Source organism: Nocardiopsis sp. NPDC006938 (assembly GCF_042869555.1).
GTDB lineage: Bacteria > Actinomycetota > Actinomycetes > Streptosporangiales > Streptosporangiaceae > Nocardiopsis.
The window spans coordinates 21,060-41,603 of the sequence record NZ_JBIAGA010000026.1 but is presented as its reverse complement, the minus strand read 5'-3'; the positions used below and the strand labels follow the sequence as shown (position 1 = coordinate 41,603).

23 protein-coding genes and 1 tRNA gene are annotated in these 20,544 nt (G+C 71.1%); 10 read left to right on the top strand and 14 right to left on the bottom strand.

The window, feature by feature from the left end; all coding sequences use genetic code 11:
• Window positions 1-66 precede the first annotated feature (66 nt).
• The 6 genes from gcvH (at window position 67) to ACFYL4_RS25915 (ending at window position 6,605) form a co-directional block, all read left to right on the top strand.
• Window positions 67-447 carry a glycine cleavage system protein GcvH gene (gene gcvH / locus ACFYL4_RS25940; protein WP_357769601.1) on the top strand — a complete coding sequence of 127 codons (381 nt, stop codon included), beginning with the start codon at window positions 67-69 and terminating at the stop codon, window positions 445-447.
• Between the two features lies 1 nt (window position 448).
• Window positions 449-1,717: a serine hydroxymethyltransferase gene (glyA, locus tag ACFYL4_RS25935; RefSeq protein ID WP_387521791.1), complete on the top strand. Its 1,269-nt coding sequence runs from the start codon at window positions 449-451 to the stop codon at window positions 1,715-1,717.
• Between the two features lie 82 nt (window positions 1,718-1,799).
• Window positions 1,800-3,212, top strand: coding sequence for an L-serine ammonia-lyase (locus ACFYL4_RS25930; protein WP_357769605.1), 1,413 nt, complete (start codon window positions 1,800-1,802; stop codon window positions 3,210-3,212).
• A gap of 70 nt (window positions 3,213-3,282) precedes the next feature.
• Window positions 3,283-3,621: a hypothetical protein gene (locus ACFYL4_RS25925; RefSeq protein ID WP_387521789.1), complete on the top strand. Its 339-nt coding sequence runs from the start codon at window positions 3,283-3,285 to the stop codon at window positions 3,619-3,621.
• Window positions 3,622-3,961: 340 nt separating this feature from the next.
• The gene (locus tag ACFYL4_RS25920) at window positions 3,962-5,230 is read left to right on the top strand and encodes a hypothetical protein (protein ID WP_387521788.1); all 1,269 of its coding nucleotides are present in this window, start codon (window positions 3,962-3,964) and stop codon (window positions 5,228-5,230) included.
• A 91-nt stretch (window positions 5,231-5,321) separates the two neighbouring features.
• Window positions 5,322-6,605, top strand: coding sequence for a hypothetical protein (locus ACFYL4_RS25915; RefSeq protein ID WP_387521786.1), 1,284 nt, complete (start codon window positions 5,322-5,324; stop codon window positions 6,603-6,605).
• Window positions 6,606-6,690: 85 nt separating this feature from the next.
• On the opposite strand, the gene amaP is transcribed toward ACFYL4_RS25915, so the two are convergent.
• From amaP to purU, 8 genes are all read right to left on the bottom strand, one after another.
• Window positions 6,691-7,281 carry an alkaline shock response membrane anchor protein AmaP gene (gene amaP / locus ACFYL4_RS25910; protein ID WP_357769612.1) on the bottom strand — a complete coding sequence of 197 codons (591 nt, stop codon included), beginning with the start codon at window positions 7,279-7,281 and terminating at the stop codon, window positions 6,691-6,693.
• A gap of 2 nt (window positions 7,282-7,283) precedes the next feature.
• Window positions 7,284-7,889 carry a DUF6286 domain-containing protein gene (locus ACFYL4_RS25905; protein WP_357769614.1) on the bottom strand — a complete coding sequence of 202 codons (606 nt, stop codon included), beginning with the start codon at window positions 7,887-7,889 and terminating at the stop codon, window positions 7,284-7,286.
• Window position 7,890: 1 nt separating this feature from the next.
• Window positions 7,891-8,256: a hypothetical protein gene (locus ACFYL4_RS25900; RefSeq protein WP_357769616.1), complete on the bottom strand. Its 366-nt coding sequence runs from the start codon at window positions 8,254-8,256 to the stop codon at window positions 7,891-7,893.
• Between the two features lie 14 nt (window positions 8,257-8,270).
• Window positions 8,271-8,444 carry a hypothetical protein gene (locus tag ACFYL4_RS25895; RefSeq protein ID WP_017546417.1) on the bottom strand — a complete coding sequence of 58 codons (174 nt, stop codon included), beginning with the start codon at window positions 8,442-8,444 and terminating at the stop codon, window positions 8,271-8,273.
• Window positions 8,445-8,481: 37 nt separating this feature from the next.
• Window positions 8,482-8,799 carry a hypothetical protein gene (locus ACFYL4_RS25890; protein WP_357769618.1) on the bottom strand — a complete coding sequence of 106 codons (318 nt, stop codon included), beginning with the start codon at window positions 8,797-8,799 and terminating at the stop codon, window positions 8,482-8,484.
• Window positions 8,800-8,801: 2 nt separating this feature from the next.
• Window positions 8,802-9,269 (bottom strand): Asp23/Gls24 family envelope stress response protein, encoded by a 468-nt coding sequence (locus ACFYL4_RS25885; RefSeq protein WP_387521782.1) that lies wholly within the window; start codon window positions 9,267-9,269, stop codon window positions 8,802-8,804.
• A gap of 49 nt (window positions 9,270-9,318) precedes the next feature.
• The gene (locus ACFYL4_RS25880; protein WP_357769623.1) at window positions 9,319-9,543 is read right to left on the bottom strand and encodes a CsbD family protein; all 225 of its coding nucleotides are present in this window, start codon (window positions 9,541-9,543) and stop codon (window positions 9,319-9,321) included.
• A gap of 301 nt (window positions 9,544-9,844) precedes the next feature.
• Window positions 9,845-10,732 carry a formyltetrahydrofolate deformylase gene (gene purU / locus ACFYL4_RS25875; protein ID WP_387521780.1) on the bottom strand — a complete coding sequence of 296 codons (888 nt, stop codon included), beginning with the start codon at window positions 10,730-10,732 and terminating at the stop codon, window positions 9,845-9,847.
• Window positions 10,733-10,914: 182 nt separating this feature from the next.
• On the opposite strand from purU, the gene ACFYL4_RS25870 reads away from it, so the two are divergent.
• The gene (locus ACFYL4_RS25870; RefSeq protein ID WP_387521778.1) at window positions 10,915-12,138 is read left to right on the top strand and encodes an alanine racemase; all 1,224 of its coding nucleotides are present in this window, start codon (window positions 10,915-10,917) and stop codon (window positions 12,136-12,138) included.
• 72 nt (window positions 12,139-12,210) lie between these two features.
• Here ACFYL4_RS25870 and ACFYL4_RS25865 read toward each other — a convergent pair whose 3' ends face one another.
• Both ACFYL4_RS25865 and ACFYL4_RS25860 read right to left on the bottom strand, forming a co-directional pair.
• The gene (locus ACFYL4_RS25865) at window positions 12,211-12,609 is read right to left on the bottom strand and encodes a DUF3618 domain-containing protein (RefSeq protein ID WP_357769630.1); all 399 of its coding nucleotides are present in this window, start codon (window positions 12,607-12,609) and stop codon (window positions 12,211-12,213) included.
• A 13-nt stretch (window positions 12,610-12,622) separates the two neighbouring features.
• A complete protein-coding gene (locus ACFYL4_RS25860; protein ID WP_387521776.1) occupies window positions 12,623-13,723 on the bottom strand; it encodes a CDP-alcohol phosphatidyltransferase family protein in 1,101 nt (366 codons plus the stop codon).
• A 325-nt stretch (window positions 13,724-14,048) separates the two neighbouring features.
• On the opposite strand from ACFYL4_RS25860, the gene bcp reads away from it, so the two are divergent.
• Together bcp and ACFYL4_RS25850 are read left to right on the top strand one after the other, a co-directional pair.
• Window positions 14,049-14,531: a thioredoxin-dependent thiol peroxidase gene (gene bcp, locus ACFYL4_RS25855; RefSeq protein ID WP_357769634.1), complete on the top strand. Its 483-nt coding sequence runs from the start codon at window positions 14,049-14,051 to the stop codon at window positions 14,529-14,531.
• A 78-nt stretch (window positions 14,532-14,609) separates the two neighbouring features.
• A tRNA-Leu gene (locus tag ACFYL4_RS25850) sits at window positions 14,610-14,684 on the top strand.
• Between the two features lie 80 nt (window positions 14,685-14,764).
• On the opposite strand, the gene ACFYL4_RS25845 is transcribed toward ACFYL4_RS25850, so the two are convergent.
• Window positions 14,765-15,355 carry a hypothetical protein gene (locus tag ACFYL4_RS25845; RefSeq protein ID WP_387521774.1) on the bottom strand — a complete coding sequence of 197 codons (591 nt, stop codon included), beginning with the start codon at window positions 15,353-15,355 and terminating at the stop codon, window positions 14,765-14,767.
• A gap of 142 nt (window positions 15,356-15,497) precedes the next feature.
• Here ACFYL4_RS25845 and ACFYL4_RS25840 point away from each other — a divergent pair, with 142 nt between their 5' ends.
• Entirely contained in the window at window positions 15,498-15,950 is a 453-nt protein-coding gene (locus ACFYL4_RS25840; RefSeq protein WP_387521772.1) for a MarR family winged helix-turn-helix transcriptional regulator, read from the top strand.
• Between the two features lie 121 nt (window positions 15,951-16,071).
• Here ACFYL4_RS25840 and ACFYL4_RS25835 read toward each other — a convergent pair whose 3' ends face one another.
• The 3 genes from ACFYL4_RS25835 to ACFYL4_RS25825 form a co-directional block, all read right to left on the bottom strand.
• A complete protein-coding gene (locus ACFYL4_RS25835; RefSeq protein WP_387521770.1) occupies window positions 16,072-17,295 on the bottom strand; it encodes a serine/threonine-protein kinase in 1,224 nt (407 codons plus the stop codon).
• Window positions 17,296-17,555: 260 nt separating this feature from the next.
• Window positions 17,556-18,902, bottom strand: coding sequence for a pitrilysin family protein (locus tag ACFYL4_RS25830; RefSeq protein ID WP_357769198.1), 1,347 nt, complete (start codon window positions 18,900-18,902; stop codon window positions 17,556-17,558).
• Window positions 18,903-18,940: 38 nt separating this feature from the next.
• Window positions 18,941-20,284 (bottom strand): pitrilysin family protein, encoded by a 1,344-nt coding sequence (locus tag ACFYL4_RS25825; RefSeq protein WP_357769197.1) that lies wholly within the window; start codon window positions 20,282-20,284, stop codon window positions 18,941-18,943.
• Window positions 20,285-20,544: the final 260 nt, after the last annotated feature.

Sequence of the window (20,544 nt, the reverse complement as noted above, 5' to 3'; positions counted from 1 at the left end):
TAGGCCGGGCCGGGTCGCCGTACGGGCGCACGGCAGACAAATGGAACACCTCCAAGGAGAGTTGAAGTGAGCGTTCCCACGGAGCTGGGTTACACCGCCAAACACGAGTGGATCGCGGTCAGGGACGGGATCGCCACCGTCGGCATCACGGCGTTCGCCGCCGAGTCGCTGGGCGACATCGTCTTCGTCGAGACCCCCTCGGTCGGCGACGAGGTCACCGCGGGGGAGACCGCGGGCGAGGTGGAGTCCACCAAGTCCGTGAGCGACATCTACTCCCCCGTCACCGGAGAGGTCGTGGAGGTCAACGAGGCGCTCGAGGACGCCCCCGAGACCATCAACTCCGAGCCCTTCGAGGGCGGCTGGCTGTTCCGGGTGCGTGTCTCCGAGGAGCCCGCGGACCTGCTCTCCGCCGAGGAGTACACCAAGCTGACCGAAGGCGAGAACTAGCATGACCAGCGACAACCTGCTCAACCAGACCCTCGGCGAGCTGGACCCCGAGGTGGCGGCCGCCGTCGACGCCGAACTGGCGCGCCAACGCGACACCCTGGAGATGATCGCCTCCGAGAACTTCGCCCCCCAGGCGGTCCTGGAGGCCCAGGGCACCGTCCTGACCAACAAGTACGCCGAGGGCTACCCCGGCCGCCGCTACTACGGCGGCTGCGAGCACGTCGACGTCGTCGAGCAGCTGGCGATCGACCGCGCCAAGGAGCTGTTCGGCGCCGAGCACGCCAACGTGCAGCCGCACTCGGGCGCCCAGGCCAACACGGCCGTGTACTTCGCGCTGCTCAAGCCGGGCGACACCATCCTGGGCCTGGACCTGGCCCACGGCGGGCACCTGACCCACGGCATGCGGATCAACTACTCCGGCAAGATCCTCAACGCCGTCGCCTACCACGTGCGCGACGAGGACGGCACCGTCGACTACGACGAGGTCGCCGCCCTGGCCAAGGAGCACCAGCCGAAGATGATCGTCGCGGGCTGGTCGGCCTACCCGCGCCAGCTCGACTTCGCGCGGTTCCGCCAGATCGCCGACGAGGTCGGCGCGCTGCTCATGGTCGACATGGCGCACTTCGCCGGTCTGGTCGCGGCCGGGCTGCACCCCAACCCGGTGCCGTTCGCCGACGTGGTCACCACCACGACCCACAAGACCCTCGGCGGCCCGCGCGGCGGCATGATCCTGTCCAAGGCCGAGCTGGGCAAGAAGATCAACTCGGCGGTCTTCCCCGGTATGCAGGGCGGCCCGCTGGAGCACGTGATCGCGGCCAAGGCGGTCTCGTTCAAGGTCGCCGCGAGCGAGGAGTTCGCCGAGCGCCAGCGCCGCACGGTGGCGGGTGCCCGCATCCTCGCGGAGCGGCTCACCCAGACGGACGCGGCCGGGGTCGGGGTCAAGGTCCTGACGGGCGGCACCGACGTCCACCTGGTGCTGGTCGACCTGGTCGACTCCCAGCTCAACGGTCAGGAGGCCGAGGACCGGCTGCACGAGGTCGGCATCACCGTCAACCGCAACGCCGTCCCGAACGACCCCCGGCCTCCCATGGTGACCTCGGGTCTGCGGATCGGTACCCCGGCCCTGGCCACGCGCGGGTTCGACGAGGGTGACTTCGCCGAGGTCGCCGACGTCATCGCCGAGGCGCTCAAGCCGGAGTTCGACGCGGCCGCCCTGCGCGACCGGGTCAGCGCGCTGGCCGCCAAGCGCCCGCTCTACCCGAACCTGTAGCAGCCCCGCCGTGTGGGCCGCCCGGGCCCACACGGCGCCGGTCACCACGGCCCCACCCCTGTGCTCAACGAGGAGGACAGCCATGGCCATCAGCGTCTTCGACCTGTTCAAGATCGGTATCGGACCGTCGAGTTCCCACACCGTCGGCCCGATGAAGGCGGCCCGGACGTTCGTGTCCGGACTGCGTTCCGAGGAACTCCTGGCGCGCGTGACCCGCGTGCGGGCGGAGCTGTACGGCTCTTTGGCGCTCACCGGCAAGGGGCACGGCAGCGACACCGCCGTCATCCTGGGGCTGATGGGGCACACGCCCGAGGCGGTGGACGTGGACGCCGTCCCCCGCCTGGTGGACGGCGTCAGGTCCGACCGGAGGCTGTTCCTGGGCGGACCCGACGGTCCCCCGGTGGACTTCGACCCGGCGGTGGACGTCGACTTCCGCCGCAGGGAGAGCCTTCCCGACCACCCGAACGGCATGCGCTTCGTCGCGATGGACGACGCGGGCGCCGAGGTGGCCGCGAAGGTGTACTACTCGGTGGGCGGCGGCTTCGTCGTGGACGAGCGGGCGGCGGGCGCCGACCGCATCAAGGCCGACGACACCGTCCTTCCCCACCCCTTCTCCTCCGCCGAGGAACTGCTGGAGCTGTGTGACCGAACCGGCATGTCGATCAGCGCGCTGATGCTCGCCAACGAGCGGGCCTTCGGTCGTACCCAGGCCGAGATCCGGGCCGAGCTGCTGGAGATCTGGGCCGCGATGCGCCAGTGCGTGCGGCGTGGCGTGTCGACCGAGGGAAGCCTCCCCGGCGGTCTGAAGGTGCCCCGTCGTGCCCACCGGCTCTACCGGCAGCTGGGCGGCAACTGCGACGAACACGGCCTACTCGCCCCCACCCACGTGGACCCGGACCCGATGCGCGGCAGCGACTGGATCACGCTGTACGCGCTGGCCGTCAACGAGGAGAACGCCGCGGGCGGTCGCGTGGTGACCGCGCCGACCAACGGCGCCGCCGGGATCGTCCCGGCCGTCCTGCACTACTACCTGCACTTCAGCCCCGGCGCGGGCGACGACGGCGTGGTGCGCTTCCTGCTGACGGCGGCGGCCATCGGCATACTGTTCAAGCAGAACGCGTCGATCTCCGGCGCGGAGGTGGGTTGCCAGGGCGAGGTGGGTTCGGCCTCCTCGATGGCGGCCGCCGGTCTGGCCGAGGTCCTCGGCGGCTCCCCGGCCCAGGTGGAGAACGCGGCCGAGATCGCCATGGAGCACAACCTGGGCCTGACCTGCGATCCCATCGGCGGTCTGGTCCAGATCCCCTGTATCGAACGCAACGCGCTCGCCTCGGTGAAGGCGATCAGTGCCACCCGGATGGCGCTGCGGGGCGACGGCAGCCACTTCGTGAGCCTGGACAAGGTCATCAGGACCATGCGCGACACGGGCCGCGACATGCACGACAAGTACAAGGAGACCAGTCGCGGCGGACTCGCCGTCAACGTCATCGAGTGCTGACCGGTGTCCCCGAACCCGAGCCGTGTGTGACGCGTCAGAGGGGACGACGCCCCGGCGAGGAAGGCACCACGTGAATCCGAGCGAACGCTTCGCACGTCTGCATGACGGAGTCCGGTTCTCCATCGAGAACACCGACAACGCCTATTACCTGCCGCCGCTGGTGCACCGGGAACTCCGGGGGTGGGTGCTCCGCGAAGGGCGGAGCAGGCGCGAGAGCGTCGACTCGTGCGACACCCCCGGCGACCTGGACGGGGCGACCGGTGGTCTGGTCGAACTGGCCGACACCTACCGGAAGCTGTGCAGGGAGCTCTTCTACGGCCTGGAACTGATGACGGGCACGCACTTCGCCATGGTGTCTCGGGACGCGGCGGACCCGCCGTCGGCGTCGGCGAGTGCCGGTCCGGCCTGATCGAGTGAGCCCACACACACCGAACCATGCCGGGAATGTACCGATTCGCCCCCAGGTTGTACGAGGTGCACGGTCGGCGACCGGGCTCGAGCTCCCACCCGCTCGCCCGCGCTGGCCGTCACCCCGGGTCTGGTGGCTTGAGCTCAGCTCGCCGCCAGACCCGCCCCTTCTGGCCGGTTCCGGCCACGCACGTCCCAGGCCGGTCACCGGTAACGAGGGGCGCGTTTTCCCGGAAACACCGCTTTCCAACCGCCCTATCGGAGAAATGCGGCAGCATTCTCACCACCACTCCCGGAACCCAGCGAATTCACCGCATTCCCCGGTGGGATAGGTTTCGCCCGTGACCCCCACCATCGCCACACCCGCCGTTCGCGCGCTCGCCGTCATGGCGGCGCTGACCCTGTCGCTCTCCGCCTGCGGCCTTCTCGGATCGGACGAACCGGACCCGACGGAGACCGAGGAGGGCGCAACGGCCGAGGAGGCGCCGGACTCCGAGGAGGGTGCGCCCGCGAAGGAGGGCGCCCGGGGTTCGGGCCCCCTGGACGCGCCGGGCATCCTCACCGCCGCGTGCCAGCCCGAGTCCGGGTGGCTGGAGTTCACCCTCTACTCCACCGAGGACGCCCAGGAGCTCGCGCACGCCCGGTTCGACACCGACGGGGTCGTCCACGCCGAGTCCGACGACCTCTCCCACGGCCGTGCGGCCGATCCGCGCGGCGTCACCCTGGAGACCTCGTGTGACGAGGGACCGCCCTCCCTGTTCCCGGAGCGACGGCTCGTCCTGGGCACCTTCGAGGAGGAGGTCGACGGCGTCGCCCTCGCGGGGTTCGGGGTCATGGCCGAGGACGGCACGTTCACCGCGCTCAGCCCGGACCCGGAGGAGGCCGGGTCCGAAGGCCCGCCCGCCTACCAGCACCCCGTGGCCGACCCCGAGCGGGACCGGATCGTCTTCGTGGAGGAGACCGACGAGGGCGAGGGCTCCGTCCAGGCCCTGGACCTGGCGAGCGGGGAGGTCACCGACCTCGGCACCTGCGGAAGGCACAGGCCCTGCGAGAACCTGACGGTCCTGCCGGGACTCGACCGGGCCGCCATCGACGACGGGCAGAGCGCGCCCACGGCCGTGGTCTTCGACGGCTCGACCGTGGTCCGGGGCGACCCCCTCGGCCTCTCCTTCTTCGACATCGGGGACCAGGCCGACAGCGCGCTGGTGGACCTGACCCTCAACTTCGTCAACCGGGACCGCACGACCGAGGTGGAGGTGGACGCCACCGGCACCGTCCACGCGGTCGACGCCACCACGCTTCTGTTCGACGACGGCGCGCTGAGCGTCCTGGCCATCACCGAGGCCGCGCTCTCCGACTACGAGGAGGAGAACGCGAGCACCCCCCGGAACCTGTGGGAGTCCCTGCCCGCCGACCGGACGCTGATCTCCGAGGACGGTTGGGAGAACTCCTCACTCGCGCTCTCTCCCGAGGGCGCGGAGCTCCTCTTCCACGCGACACCGCCCGCCGGCTCCGCGGGCTGGTACACGGTACCCGTGGACGGCTCCGGGGCACCGGAGGAACGTGCGGACCTTCCGGGAGACATCTCGACGATCATCAGCTGGAGGTAGCCCGCCATCCCACGCCTGAACGACGCGGCCTCTCCCACGACGGACGCAGTTCGCCCGAATTCACACCATTCATGATTGGTACGCATTTCCCGTGTCTCCGCTCACCCTTTCCCCCGCCGTCCGATGGTTGGCCCCCGCCACCGCGCTGGCGTTCCTGCTCTCCGCCTGTGGCTCCGACGCCGATGGCTCCTCCCCCGCCGAGAACGAGGGCGACATCTCCGGTGAGGAAGGGACCGAAGAAACTCCGGACCGGCCCTCCATCACCGAATCGGGCCTGTTCACCAGCGAGTGCGACGGCAACGAAAGAGTCTTCACGCTCTACTCCGCCGACGACGGCACCGAGATCACGAGCCTGAGGTTCTCCAGCGAACGGTCCTCCGCGGCCACCTCCGAGGCACTCGGTCACGGGCGCGCCCCCGAGATCGAGCACCTCGAATCGGACCAGAACATCACCGGCTGCGGCGGACAGCTCATCTCGGTGTCCCCGCACGAGCACCTGCTTCTGCGCTCCTACCAGGAGGTCGTCAACGGCAACACCGTGGACGTCTTCGGTGTGATCTCCGAGGAGGGGGCCGTCACCACGCTCTCACCCGAGCAGGAGGTCTCCGACTTCGGGACCCCGGTCACCTACCGCGACCCCATCTACGACCCGGTGAACGAGCGCATCGTCTTCGTGGAGTACGACACGGCCTCCGACGAGGGCACGGTCCAGGCCATGGACCTGCGCGGCGGGCAGGTGAGCGACCTCGGCAGTTGTGAGGGGGTCAACGACTGCGGGCAGATCGCCGTCCTCCCCGAAAGCGGCACCGTGGTCATGGGCGGGCTGGCCCGTTCCTTCTCGCCCGAGGCCGAGTCCGGCGCGGAGAGCGCGGTGGTCGTGGAGTCACCGAACGGCGAGAGGCTGCTCCACGCGAACTACACCAGCGGCTCGACCAGGCTGTCCTTCTACAGCATGGAGGACGCCCTGGCCGAGAACCCCGACATCGTCGTCGGAGACTTCGACGCCGAGTACAAACTGGACCTGGAAGTGGTCGGCGAACCGCGGTTCATCGACGACGACACCCTGCTCCTGAGGAGCAACGAACTCGCGGTGTGGGAGTTCACCGAGGAACTGTTGGCGGAACACGACTACTCCGAGGAGGGGCGGGACCTGATCAACCCGAACTACGTGCCGGTCGAGGAGGCCCTCGTGCCCGAAGGTCCCCGCCGCAACGAGAGCGCCTTCCTCTCCCCCGACCGTTCCGAGATCCTCTTCTACTCCGCGCCGCAGACGGGCGCGGGCAGCTGGTACCGGGTACCCGCCGACGGTTCGGCGGAGCCCGAGGAGGCGTTCGTGCTCGCCGACCCCGACGTCGTGATCAGAACCTGGCAGTAGTCGGGCACCCGTAGGGCCGGGACCCCGGTCGTACCCGTGAGGGGGCGGCGCCGAAGCGCCGCCCCCTCACTGTCCTCGTGGTGCCTCAGGCCAGGCTGCGCCGGGGGTTCTTCGCGGGGGCCGTCATCGACATCCGGATGACGGCGGGCACCTGGTCGAGTTCCAGGGCTCCGCGCAGGTTCGCGATCGCCTCCGACCGCACCCGTCGCCACACCCCGGCCACGTCGGCGTCGTCCTCCAGGGTCAGCGCCAGTCGCAGGTGTGGCCGGTCGCCCGACTCCGTGAGGCGGGCACGGGCGCGGCGCACTCCGGGGTAGTCGGAGACCTCCTGCTCCAGGGCGCCCCGAGCCGCGCCCTCGGTCATCTCCACGTGGCCCGAGTCGTCGTGGTCCAGGTGGAGGCGGCCCACGGTGTCGTTCATGCCCTGCACCAACAGCCATCTCAGGGCCAGGAACCCCGCGACGAAGGCGACGGCGACGGCCGCGTAGGGCACCCACCTCTGCGCGAGCACCTCGTTCACTCGGTCCCCGAGCAACGGGGTGGCGGCCAGTTCGCCGCCGAGGAGCCCCTGCCCCGCGGCGAGGGCGGCCAGCCCCGCCGCCAGCAGGACGACCCCCACGATCACCAGGCCCAGGCGGTTGCCCCGGGCGGACCTTCGCGACCTGTCGCGCACCATGGTCAGCTCTCCGCGTAGCGAACGTGTGTGGCGATCCGCATGCTGCGCAGCGGAGCCAGCTCCTCCAGTCGGTGCTCCACCGCCGAGGTGACCTCGGCGGGCATGCCGTCGGACTCGCGCATACCGGTGCGCACGTGCACCCGGAGCCGGTTGCCTCGGACGACCACGTGCACGTGGTCGACCCCGCTCACGTCCTGGGCGGCCGCCGCCACGGCCCGGCGCAACGCCGGGCGGGTCAGGCCGACCACCAGCGCCGGGTCGTCGGTGCGCAGCGCGGTCCAGCGGCTCCTCCCCGGAGCCAGCGCCACCACGATCAGGGCGAGCCCGATCAGTGCCAGGACCGCCGAGGCGATCTGCACGGAGGGTTCCGACCACGTCGTCGCGGCGGCGTAGTCGGTGGCCTGGCCGACCGGGATCAGCCGCAGCGGATTGCCCGCGAGCGCCGCGATGACCTCGGCGGCGGCGACCACGGCCACCACCAGGATCACCAGACCGGTGAGGACGGCGGGCCAGGACCTGCGCGGTCGGAACGTGTGGACGGCGACCCGTTTGGCGTGGCGGTCGATCCCCTGGCTCGGACGGCCGAGCGCCTCTTCCACGGTGGTCATGTCAGCGCACCAGCTCCGCGATCTCGATGTCGATGTGGTGGACCCGCTTACCGGTGATGTGCTCCACCCGTTCCTTGACGTGGGCGCGCACCTCCCGGGCGACCTGGCGCGCGGGCCTGGGGTAGCGCACCCCCACCCGCAGGCGAAGGAGGACGACCTCCCCGCTCACGCGGGCGCGGGCCGCCCTGGACCGCGCCGCCCGCGCCCCGGTGACCTCGGCGACGGCCCTGGCCGCCACCCGTTCGATGACCGCGCCGGGAATCTCCGTGCGACCACCGGGGTCCCGTCCACGGACGTGCCCGGCGGCCTCCCCCACGGGGACGGGTCCCCGCTGACGGGGGACCGTGTCGCTGCGAACCCCGACCACGACCTCACCCCTGTCTACGCCGACCGCCGTGTGAACATCTCGGCGAGGTCGATCTCACCCTCCATCGCCCGCCCCGCGACGAACCCGACGAGGCCGAGGACCAGGACCAGCGCGAAGGCGGGGAACCCGCCGAACGCCGCCGCGAGCCCGAGTACCGTCCCGTAGGACAGTCCAACGATGGGCCACATGGCTACCCCCTCAATTCAGAACGCGCTGTATGTGCGTCTAGCCGGCGGTGCGTGTGTCGTCGCCGAGACCGGCGACCACGTCCTCCACGGACACGTGGACGGCGCGGCCGCCGGCCAGCGGGGCCAGGCCCCGGCGGATCTCGGCCGCGACCTCCGGCAGCGGACGCCCGTAGCGCAGCACCACGCCGACCTCGACGTGGTCGCCCCGCACCGCCACCCCCCGGACCCGGCCACCCGGAACGGCGGTACTCAGGGTGCCGAAGGAGCCGGAGGACAGTTCCACGACGTCGGAGAAGCGCAGCGCGCCCTCCGCGAGGGCCCGTGCGGTCACGCCGGGGTCGTCGCCGCCGGACACGGCTACTGGACCCTGGGTTCGGAGTCGCCCCTGTCGGCGGACTCGTCGTCCTCGGGCAGGTGGATGTCGTCCACCCGGATGTTGATCTCGGTGACCTCCAGGCCCGTCATCCGCTCGACCGCCTGGGTGACGTTTCGCCGCACCGCTGTGGCGAGGTCCTGGATGGCGGCCCCGTACTCCACCACCAGGTCGATGTCGACGGCGGCCTGGCGCTCCCCGACCTCGACGGACACGCCCTGCGCCACCGAACCCGAGGAGCTTCCCCCGCTCACGGCGTCGCGTACCGCACCGACCATGCGGGCGGCCCCGCCGCCCATGGCGTGGACGCCGCCGATCTCGCGTGCCGCCATTCCGGCGATCTTGGCCACGACGCCGTCGGCGATCTGGGTGTGGCCCTGTTCGTTCCTGCTGGTGCTCTCGCGCCCGCCCTTGGCCTCGCGGGCGCTCGGTACCGCCGAATCGGTCTTCATGTCCGACACTGGTCCCCCTCCGCAGTGCGACGAAGCGTCCTGGACGCCCCTACTTCTTCTTGAAGACGCCCTTGATCTTCTCTTCGGCGGACTCGAACGCGCCCTCGGCCTTGTCCTTGAGCTCCTCGGCCTTGCCCTTGGCCTTGTCCGCGGCGTCCTTGGCCCCGGCCTTGGCCTGGTCGGCCTTGCCCTCGGCCTCGGTGCCCTTGTCGCCGGTCACCTTGCCGAAGGCTTCCTTGCCCTTGCCGGCGGCGTCGTCGAAGTGCTTGCCCATGGATTCCCCCCGATCAGAGCCGATACGGCTCAGGGTTGACGGTCCGAAACCCGCGGCGCTCCAAGCCGGAGCGACCGGAACGGTTTCGACCTCATCACACCCTATACGCACTCTATGTAGCCAACAAGACACTTAGAGCCATGAATTGCAGGTGGAACGGGTCATGGTCACACCATCCCTGCCCCAAAGCCACCTCCGGAACCCCGTGGTAGCCAGAAAAACGTCAGGGGCACCGTGGGTGCCCCTGACGTCCGAAATCGCGTCGTCCCGTTCCGACACGCGCTGTCGGGCCGGGCCGCGCCTACCCGAAGACGACCGTCTTGTCCCCGTTGAGCAGAACCCGACGCTGGGCGTGCCAGTTCACGGCGCGCGCCAGCGCCACCGACTCCAGGTCCCGGCCGATCGCGGTGAGCTGTTCCGGGCTGTGGGTGTGGTCGACCCGGGACACCTCCTGCTCGATGATCGGCCCCTCGTCGAGGTCGGCCGTGACGTAGTGGGCGGTGGCGCCGATCAGCTTCACCCCTCGTGCGTGCGCCTGGTGATAGGGGCGGGCGCCCTTGAAGCTCGGCAGGAACGAGTGGTGGATGTTGATGACGCGGCCGGACATCTTGGTGCACAGCCGCTCCGAGAGCACCTGCATGTAGCGGGCCAGCACCACCAGGTCCACGTCGTAACGGTCGACCAGCTCCAGGACGCGCGCCTCCTGTTCCCCCTTGGTCTCGGGAGTAACCGGCAGGTGGTGGAAGTCCACACCGTAGGAGTCGGCCAGGAAGCCCAGGTCCGGGTGGTTGGAGACCACCGCGGCGATGTCGATGTCCAGCAGGCCGCTGCGCTGTCGGTAGAGGAGGTCGTTCAGGCAGTGCCCGAAGCGGGACACCATCACGAGCATCCGCGGGCGCACGTCCCGCGCCTGGAGGTCCCACTCCACGAACGCGCCGCCGGGACCGCCGCCGAACCCGTGGGCGAGAGCCGAGAAGGCCCCGCGCAGGGTGTCCTCCGCGGTGGCCCCCGCCGGTCCCGCCTCGGCGACGAACTGCGTCCGGAGGAAGAAACGGCCGGTGAAGTGGTCGCCGTACTGCTGACTCTCGGTGATGTTGCAGCCGTGGTCGGCCAGCAGGTTGGCCACCGCCGCGACGATGCCCCGGCTGTCGGGGCAGGAGAGGGTCAGGACGTACTCGCGCTCGTTCATGAAAGGAAACAACTCCCGGGGTCGACCGGCTGATCAGCCGTGACGCCCCAGGATATCCAGCACGCGCATCCCCCGGCGCCGCTCTCCGGGTATCCCGCGTCACCCGGACCGGACCCCGGCGGCACCGAATCCGGACCTCCAGGCAATATGAAACACATTCATGTTCTGGCATCCTCAGGAACATGACGAGACTGCGTGAGAAGTACGAGGCCGCGACACGCGACATCCAGGCCCCCTTCGCCATGGTCGACCTGGCCGCCTTCCGCGCCAACGCCGCCGACCTGACCCGCCGGGCCCACGGCCGCCCCGTCCGGGTGGCCAGCAAGTCCGTGCGCTCCCGGGCCCTGCTGCGCACCGCCCTGGACCTGCCCGGGTACGCGGGCGTCATGGCCTTCACCCTCCCCGAGGCGCTGTGGCTGGCCACCGCCGACACCCGCCCCCTCAGCGACGACATCCTGGTCGCCTACCCCACGGCCGACACCGACGCCCTCGCCGAGCTGGCCGTCTCACCCGCGGCGTCGCGCGTCATCACCCTCATGGTCGACGAACCCGCCCACCTCGACCTCATCCGCGCCGCCGTCGCCCGTGCCGACCGCGCCCGCGACGCTCCCCCGATCCGGGTCTGCCTCGACATCGACACCAGTTGGCAGCCGCTCGGCTCCGCCCTGCGCGTGGGCGCCTACCGCTCCCCCGTCCGCACCCCGGCGCAGGCGGCGGCGCTGGCCCGTGCCGTCGTCCGCTCCCCCGAGCTGGAACTGGACGGCCTCATGGCCTATGAGGGGCAGATCGCCGGAGTGGGCGACGCGCCCCCCGGACGCCCCCTGTACGGGCGCGTCCTGCGCACCGTGCAGCGCCGCTCCGCGATCGAGCTGGCCAGACGTAGAGCGGCCATCACCCGCGCCGTCCGCGAGGTCGCCGACGTCCGCTTCGTCAACGGGGGCGGCACCGGAAGCCTGCACACCACCGGTCGCGAACGCGCGGTCACCGAACTGGCCGCCGGGTCCGGGCTCTACCAACCGCACCTGTTCGACCAGTACCGGTCCTTCCGAGGCCGCCCCGCCGCCCTGTTCGCCCTGCCGGTCGTACGCCGCCCGGCCCCGAACGTGGCCACCGTCCTGGGCGGCGGCTACCCGGCGTCCGGGCCCGCGGACGCCCACCGGCCGCCCGTGCCGTACCTGCCCGAGGGCCTCTCCTACAGCTCCGCCGAAGGAGCGGGCGAGGTCCAGACACCGCTGATCGGCGACGCGGCGCGCGGGCTCCGTGTGGGCGACCGCGTGTGGATGCGCCACGCCAAGGCCGGGGAGCTGTGCGAACGCTTCGACACCCTCCACCTCATCGACTCCGACACCGGCACCTACGAGGGGGCCGTCCCCACCTACCGGGGCGAGGGCCGCGCCTTCCTCTGAACCCCGGAAGACGACGGCGGGGCCCGTGCGAGCTCTCGCACGGGCCCCGGTTCCGCTCGGGTGGACGACGGCCTATCGGCGCCTGCGCCGGACCGCCCAGGCGACGACGCCCACGGCGACGACCGCACCCACGCCGGCCATGAGGATGAACGCCTCGGGCGGCAGCTGGCCCCGCGACTGGTAGGTGGTCACCACCTTGTCGTCGCCCTTGAGCACGATGCTGCCCTCCTCGGGCCGCACGAGGTGGCTTTCCACGCGCACGGCGCCGCCGCCGAACACGAGGGCACGCGCCTCGTCGAGGATTCGGGTACCCCGGTCCTTGGCCCTGTCGATCTGGCGCCGCGCGATGTTGGCCGGGTGGGCCTGGACCCCGAGCTCCTCCAGAGTCTCGGCGAGCCGACGCTGCTCACGGGTGATCTCGGCCTGGATCTGGGCGGGGGTCTGGCGCGGTTCGGTCTCGTGTCCCGTCATAGGGTGCCTCTCTTCACTGGCGCGCGGTCGTCTGAGAGTCCGAGTCCGAGCCGGTGTCCCGACCCTGTTCCTCCGCGCCGTCGGACGGACCGGAGAATCTCAGGGCGCCATCGATTCCGTCGACCACGCGGAAGAAGTCCCGCGTGGACAACCACAGTTTATAGATGATGGCGATCTCGAAGGCGAGCAGCAAAACGCCGACGAACGCCGTGATCCAGCCGATCACCGGCGGGCCGACGAGCACGGCCGCGACCGGCGCCACCACGAAGACCGCCATCTGGAACTCGATCCCGCCCACCAGGTGGGTACGGACCCGGCGGGCGTTGAGCGCCGACCAGAACCGCTGGTACCAGGGGAAACGTGTACGGAACTCCTGGTGCAGGTCCACCTTGGGCAGGGTGAGGTCGGGCTGTTTGCCCGCCGTTCGCTGGTTGCGGGCCTCGCGCTCGTTCTGGCTGCGCAGGATCTGCTCCAGCACGCCGATACCGTGCCGCAGCACCGCCTGCTCGCCGCCGTCGCTCATGGTGCGGCCACCGCCGCCGGTCGCGCTGCCCGTGGCGTCGCCCTCCGGCTCGAGCATGGACAGGGTGGCGCGGGCCCGCTCCAGCGCCGCCGCCAGGTGCGAGCGCATCTCCCGGCGGACCTTGTACACCTGGAGCGCGTTCAGGTAGCGCAGCATGTCGAGGAAGACCACGGCCAGCGCGAGCCAGACGAAGGCCACGTGCCCGGTCTCCCGGTACTGGCCGCCCATGAGCGCGACCACGCACACCAGGACCCGGAACCGGTCCGAGACGTAGTCCATCCACGCGCCGAACAGCGACTCCGAACCGGTGAGGCGGGCGAGCTTGCCGTCCGCGCAGTCCACGAGGAAGCACGCGTAGTACAGCGCCGCGCCCAGGAGCAGCAGCTGCCAGTAGCCGAACGCGAAGCACACGGCCGCGCCCAGTCCGAGGAAGAGGGCGACGACGGTGAGCTGGTTGGGGGTGACCGAGGTACGGTTCGCGACCACACGCACGAGCCGGACCGCGACCGGGTCGGCCAGGTACACCGTCAACCAGGAGTCGCGCTCCTTGAGGGTACGAGCCCTGACCTCGTCGAGTGTGTATCCAGGCATCGTGACGAACTACTCCCAAAGCGAAGCGGATGTGCCCGGTCCGTGGCCGCCGGACGCGCGACCGGGTCGCGGGCGGCCCGCGCACGCTGCGCCACGTCCCAGAGGACGGCCAACCTATAGCACACGGCCCACAATAGGTGATCGAATCGTTGGTCGATCCCAAAGCGGATGAACCGAACCGGAATCGCAACCGAAGTCCCCGCGCGCCGACGACCTGGGGCGACGGACCGGCTCTCCCGCCGTGCGGGCGCATCTCGTACTGTGAGGCGTGAAACGGAGCGGACCGCCGAACGCGGACCGCCAGCAGTAGACAGGAAGACACAACGTGAGCGAACCCATCCGCCTCGAGCCCGGCGACCAGGCCCCCGACTTCACCCTCAGCGACGCCGACGGCCAGCCCGTCACCCTGAGCAAGGTCCTCGCCGACACCGGCAAGAGCGTCGTCCTGTACTTCTACCCGGCCGCCATGACGCCCGGGTGCACCACGCAGGCCTGCGACTTCCGCGACAACGTCGCCGAGTTCGCCGCCGCGGGCTTCACCGTGCTGGGCGTCTCCCCGGACGAGCCCGAGAAGCTCGCCGAGTTCCGCCGACAGGAGAGCCTGACGTTCACCCTGGTGGGCGACCCCGAGAAGGACACCCTGCGCGCCTACGGGGCCTTCGGGGAGAAGAAGAACTACGGCCGCGTCGTCCAGGGCGTCATCCGCTCCACCGTCATCGTGGGCGCCGACGGCAGGGTCCAGAAGGCGTTCTACAACGTGAAGGCCACGGGCCACGTGGACCGGATCAAGAGGGAACTGGGCGTCTGACCCCCTCGGCCGCCCGGTCCCGTGGCCACGGGACCGGGCGGCCGGTCGGGTCCCCGATCCCGGTAGAGTGGCCCCGTCGGGGCCGTAGTCCAACTGGCAGGAGACGGCAGCTTTAGGTGCTGTACAGTGCGGGTTCGAATCCCGCCGGCCCCACCCCTCGTACCATCGCCGAACCCCGTCCCGCGTTCTCGCGGGGCGGGGTTTCGTCGTGTGCGGCCCCCGGTCGTGCGGGCTCAGGACGTCCAGGGGTGACGCGTCGTCACCGGTTCGGGAGCGGGCGGCGCCCCCGGCGCGGGCCCGTCGTCCGGTCGGGGCGCGGGACCGATCCGCAGGACGCGCGTACGCTCGCCGATCCGAACGCTGGCGAACGCGCCCCGTTCCGGCACCTCGTCGGGGACCTCGACGAGGTGGGTCCCGGCCGGAAGCTCGCCCTCGCTCACGGTGATACTGCGGGGAACCGGTTCGGACGGCGTGTACTCGGCCCAGTGCCCGGTGACGACGACGCGGGCCGATCGGGAGAGCGTCATGCCCAGGGTTCGGGTGTGCGGTTCGTGGGCGATCCCCGGGGCCGTGCCGTGGGTGTGTTCCTCGACCTGGGCGACCAGCAGGGACCCGATGCCGCCCAGCCCGCTGAGGAACCGCGTACGCGGGTTGGTGCCGGCGATCGCCGCTTCCAGCCGCGCACGGAGATCGTGCGGCACCTGGCCGCCGAAGAGCACGAGGTCGAGGTCGGTCGCGTCGTAGTCGTCCAGCACCCGGTCGAACCGGTTCGTCGCGTTGGCTCCGTAGCCCCGCGCCCGGAGCGTCGCGACGGCCTCCCGCATCGGTCGGGCTCCGCGTCCCACGATGAGTGTCCGCGGTCTGGTCACGTGCGTCATCGGCCGTCCTCAATGTTGGCAATACCAATGTTGGTCGGGCCAACATACACGGGAGTCCGGTCCGACACCAGGTACGTAGGATGGCGGGGTGAGCGACTACGGAGACCCCGACCGCACCCCGGACCGGCTCAGGGACCGTCCGAGCTGGCTGCTCGGGCGCGCGGCCTCCCGGTCCCACGCGCTGCTGCGCGAGGGCTTCGCCGAACACGGCGGCGGACTACGCGGCTACCACTACCGGCTGCTCGCCGCGCTCGACCAGTGGGGACCGGCGAGCCAGGCCGAACTCGGGCGCGACACGGGTATCGACCGCAGCGACGTCACGGCCGCGCTGTCCGAACTGGAGGCGCTCGGGCTCGTCGAACGCGAGGTGGACCCCGCCCACCGCAGGCGCAAGATCGTCTCGATGACGGCCGCCGGAACCGAACGGCTGGAGCGCCTCGACTCCGTGCTCGACGGAATCCAGGAGTCGTTGCTCGCACCCCTGACACCCGCGCAGCGCCGGCAGCTCCTACCCATCCTGGAACGCCTCGCCCATCGGTGAGGGGCGGCCGGGCGCGTGCCCGGGCACCACCGGGGGAGGCACCGGACGACGCGAACGCCACCGCATCTGTGTGAGCCCGCAGGACGGGACCGCGCGCGGGCGTCCACGGCGGACCGAGTGCCTACAGGCCGAACAGAGCCCACACGACCAGGGCCAACAGGGCGACCACACCCAGCCCCACGGCGGCCGCCACGGTCAGGTGGCTGCGCTCGGAGTGCTTGCCCGACGTGGTCAGCCCCAGCGTCTCCGTGGACTCACGGATCGACAGCATGATCGAGTTGACCGCCTCCGGGCTGTTGCGCAGCCGCTCACTGATGGACTCCGCCAACACGTGCGCGCCCGCGCGGAAGTGCTCCCGCGCCGACTCGCGCTCCTCGGGAACCCCGCCCTCCTCCTGAAGCGCGGCCGCGGACGCCTGCTCCGACCCGACGTGCTCGGGCGACCAGGGGGCCAGCGCGGCGATCCGCAGCATCTTGGCGGCATTCTCCGCGCTCAACCGCTCACTCGGCTCCACCCGCAGCATCCCGGCCAGCACCGGGGCGAGCGGACCGGCGTTGGCGGCCTCCTTGGGCTCGTCCAACGGCTCCTGGCGCAGGATCTTGATGTAGCCCTTGCGGTCGTAGGGCGGATAGCCCTCCACCGCCGCGTACAGGGTGGCGCCCAGGGACCAGATGTCGGACTCGGGGCCGACCGGGCCCGCCTTGGCCCGCTCCGGCGGGATGTAGGCGGGCGAACCGATGATGCGCCCGGACGCGCTCAGCGCGGATTCGCCGTTCCAGGCGGCCAGGCCGAAGTCGGTGAGCACCACCCGCCCGGCCTCGCTGATCATCACGTTGTCGGGCTTGACGTCGCGGTGCACGATGCCCTCGTTGTGGGCGACCTTGAGCGCGTCGATCAGCTGGAGCCCGATCTCGGCCACACGCTGGTACGGCAGCGGCCCGCCCACCTGGATGATCTCCTCCAGGGTGGAGGCCTCCAGCAGCTCCATGACGATCCACGGCCGCTCGTCCTCGTCGACGACGTCCAGGACGGTGACCAGGCTCGGGTGGGTCAGGCGTCCGGCGACCCGGGCCTCGCGCGTGGTCCGCTGGACCAGGGACTCGCGCTCGGAACGGCTCAGGTCGGAGGGCAGGCGCAGCTCCTTGACCGCCACCTCGCGCTTGATGACCAGGTCGGTGGCGCGCCACACGGTACCGACACCGCCGCGGGCGATCTCGGAGGTCAGCTGGTAGCGCCCCTTGAGCAGCCGACCACCGCCCTCAGGCTCAGCCACGGCCGCCTCGGGGAGCGCGGGGTCCGGCGACGCCTGGGGCCGCTCGGTGTGCGGGTTTTCTAGGGAGGACACGGTTATCCACGGGTCCATTCACCGGCCACGGTGGCCTCCTGCGGAGCATTGCGGTCGCTGTCACCACTTAGGTGCACGGATCACTCGTTATACCAGCATGACGCCGGGGCCACGCCGCTGGTTGTCTGATGGCTGACACATAGGTTCGGTTTCGTTATGTCCGGCAGAGAGCCACACATGCCATGACGAGGCTCTCCTTGCCAATCCTTGACCCGGGCGACGTGACGTGCGCGACCGCGCGCGTCGCGCCGCCCCGCGGATCAGCTCCAGAGGGTCTCGGGGGCCCGCACCTCGACCGGCCCGACACCGGTCTTCACCAGCGGTTCACGCAGGCTCTCGGCGTCGCCGACCACCACGACCACGGACTCCTCAGGACGAAGGTACTCGACGGCGGCGGAGTTGAGGGCCTCGGCCGTGAGCTTCTCGTACCCGGCGCGCACGCGGTCCACGTTGTCGTCGGGGAGGTCGTGCACGACCATGTCGACCAGGGCACCGGCCATGGCCCGGGCGGTGGAGTAGGTGACCGGCAGACCCACGGTGTTGGACTCGCGCACCGCCGCCAGCTCGTCCTCGGTGACACCCTGGTCGCGCAGCTTGCGGACCTGCTCCAGGGAGGACGTCACCGAGTGCGCGGTGGTCCCGGCCTCCACCTGGGTGCTCATGAAGAACACACCGCTGTCGCGGCGCAGGTCGAAACGGCTCCCCGCGCCGTAGGTGTAACCCAGGCGCTCGCGCAGTTCCATGTTGAGGCGTGAGGTGAACATGCCGCCCAGGATCTCGCCGATGCCCTCGGCGCGCGGCAGGTCCACCTGCGAGCGCGACGGTGCCCGGTGCGCGATGACCAGGGCCGACTGCACGGAGCCGGGCCGGTCCACGATGAGCACGCGCGGCACCTCTCCGGGCGGCGGCGCGGGCTCGGTGTCGCGGCGCTCGGGCGCGGGAGCGGCGTCACCGAAGACGATGCGGCCCAGTTCCTCCAGGTCGACGTTGGCCAGGTCTCCGACGACCACGAGGGTGCCGGCCACCGAGGCGATGGAGTCGGCGTGGAACCGCGCCACGGTCTCGGGGGTGATGTCGGCCAGTTTCACCGGCCCGCCCGCGAGCGGCGTGGCGTAGCGGCCGCTGAACAGCTGACCGCCGAGGGAGCGCATGGCCAGGGTCGAGGCGGAGGAGGCGTCCAGCCAGAAGCGTTCCAGCAACTGCTCGCGACGGCGCACGACGTCGTCGGGGGCGAGTGCCGGGCGGCGTACGGCGTCCGCGAACAGGTGGACGGCGTCGCCGAGGCGGTTGGTCGGCGCGTCCAGGCCGGTGATGAAGCCGTCCCAGTTGACGCGGGCGACCCACTCGGCGCCGTGGCGCTCCAGGGCGGGGGCCAGGGAGCTGTTGCCACCCGGGCCGTCCTCCAGGGCCTCGCTGGTCAGGGCGCTGACGCCCATGGCGTCCAGCGGCTCCACCGCACCGCCGAAGGGGTGCACGAGACGGAGCGAGGCCAACCGTTGGCCGGGGACGTCGAGGGCGACGACGGTGCCGCCGCCCACGGTGATCCGCTGGGGCTTGGGAAAGGTGAAGGACGCGGGGGCACCGAGGTCCGGACGGTTCTGCTGCATGCTGAGGCTCTTTCTGCGGCGGGTCGGGAACGGGGCGGCTACGCCTGCGCGGCGTGGGCCGCGGCGTCGGCCTCGGCCTCCGCCTGGAGCGTCTCGGCGGAGGTCTCGGGTTCGGGGTCGAACCGGACCACCAGCATGTTGTCGTCGACGAGCAGCCGCTCGGCGGCCGCGCGGACCTCTTCGGCGGTGATGTCGGACCAGCGCTCGGGCCAGGTGAAGGCGAGCTCGGGGTCTCCAAGGAGCTGGGTGCAGCTGCCGATGGTGTCGGCCAGGCCGGAGGGGCTGGCGATGGTGTGCAGGTGTTCCCGTTCCAGGACGGCGCGGGCCCGGTCGAGCTCCTCGTCGGTGATGCCGTCGGCCAGCTTGGCGACCTCCTCGCGGATGGCCTGCTCCAGGACGTCGCCCTCCACCCCCTCGCGGGCCAGCATGTTCACCAGCAGGAGGCTGTCGGTGTAGCGGAAGGCCAGGATGTCGGCGGAGCCGCCGCCGTCGTCGGCGGCGATGGGCCGCTCCACCACCAGCGAGCGGTACAGGCGGCTGCCCTGGCCCTGGCCGAGGACCGCCGCCGCCAGCTGGGCGGCGTCGTGGTCGCGTTCGCCGTAGGAGGGGACCCGGAAGCCGATGAACACCCCGGCGGCCGGGACGGTCTCGGTGACCGCGTCCCGTACGGGGCCGCCCAGGGGGGCGCGCAGCGCGGGGTCGGGCGTCGAGGGGATCTCCTCGCGGGCGGGGATACCGCCGAAGTACGTCTGGACCCGCGCCAGGACGTCTGCCGCCTCCAGGTCGCTGACGATGGTCAGCACGCAGTTGTCGGGGCCGTAGTGCGCCTTGTGGAAGGACTTGACGTAGTCCAGGTCGGCGGCGTCGAGGTCGGCCATGGAGCCGATGGTGGAGTGGTGGTAGGGGTGGCCCTCGGGGTAGGCCAGGCGCAGGATGCGCTCCAGGGCCGTGCCGTAGGGCTGGTTGTCGTAGCGCTGACGGCGCTCGTTCTTGACCACGTCGCGCTGGTTGTCGAGGACCTCCTGGGTCATGCCCTCGCGCAGGGTCGCCAGGCGGTCCGCCTCCAGCCACAGGACGGTGTCCAGGGCGTGGGTGGGGACCGTCTCGTAGTAGTTGGTGCGGTCGGTGGAGGTGGAGGCGTTGATGTCGCCGCCCAGCCGCTCCACCACGTCGAAGTGCTCGCCCTTGGTGACGTTCCCGCTGCCCTGGAACATCAGGTGCTCGAACAGGTGCGCGAACCCGGTACGGCCGGTCACCTCGTGCCGCGAGCCCACCCCGTACCAGAGGTTGACCGAGGCGACCTGCCCGGTGGAGGCCGGAGCCGTCACCAGGCGCAGCCCGTTGTCCAGCGTGTACTGCTCGACCCGTCCCGCAGCTCCCATGGTGGTCACCTGCGCATGCACCCCATCAAGTTCCGTTGACTGCTTCACCGGACACGACCCTATGTCCTCGGGACCCTCTGGGGACACTCGGTTGGAGCAATCCACATACACGCGTCTGTCGACCGGCCCGGTCACCGGACCCGCGCCGAAGGTGCTGCCCGTTCGGCGCCGGAGGTGCGGCCCGTTCGGCGCCGGAGGTTCCTCCGCGAGGGCGCCGGACCGGACCGAAGCGCGGCGCGGATGCCAGAAGGCGCCTGGGC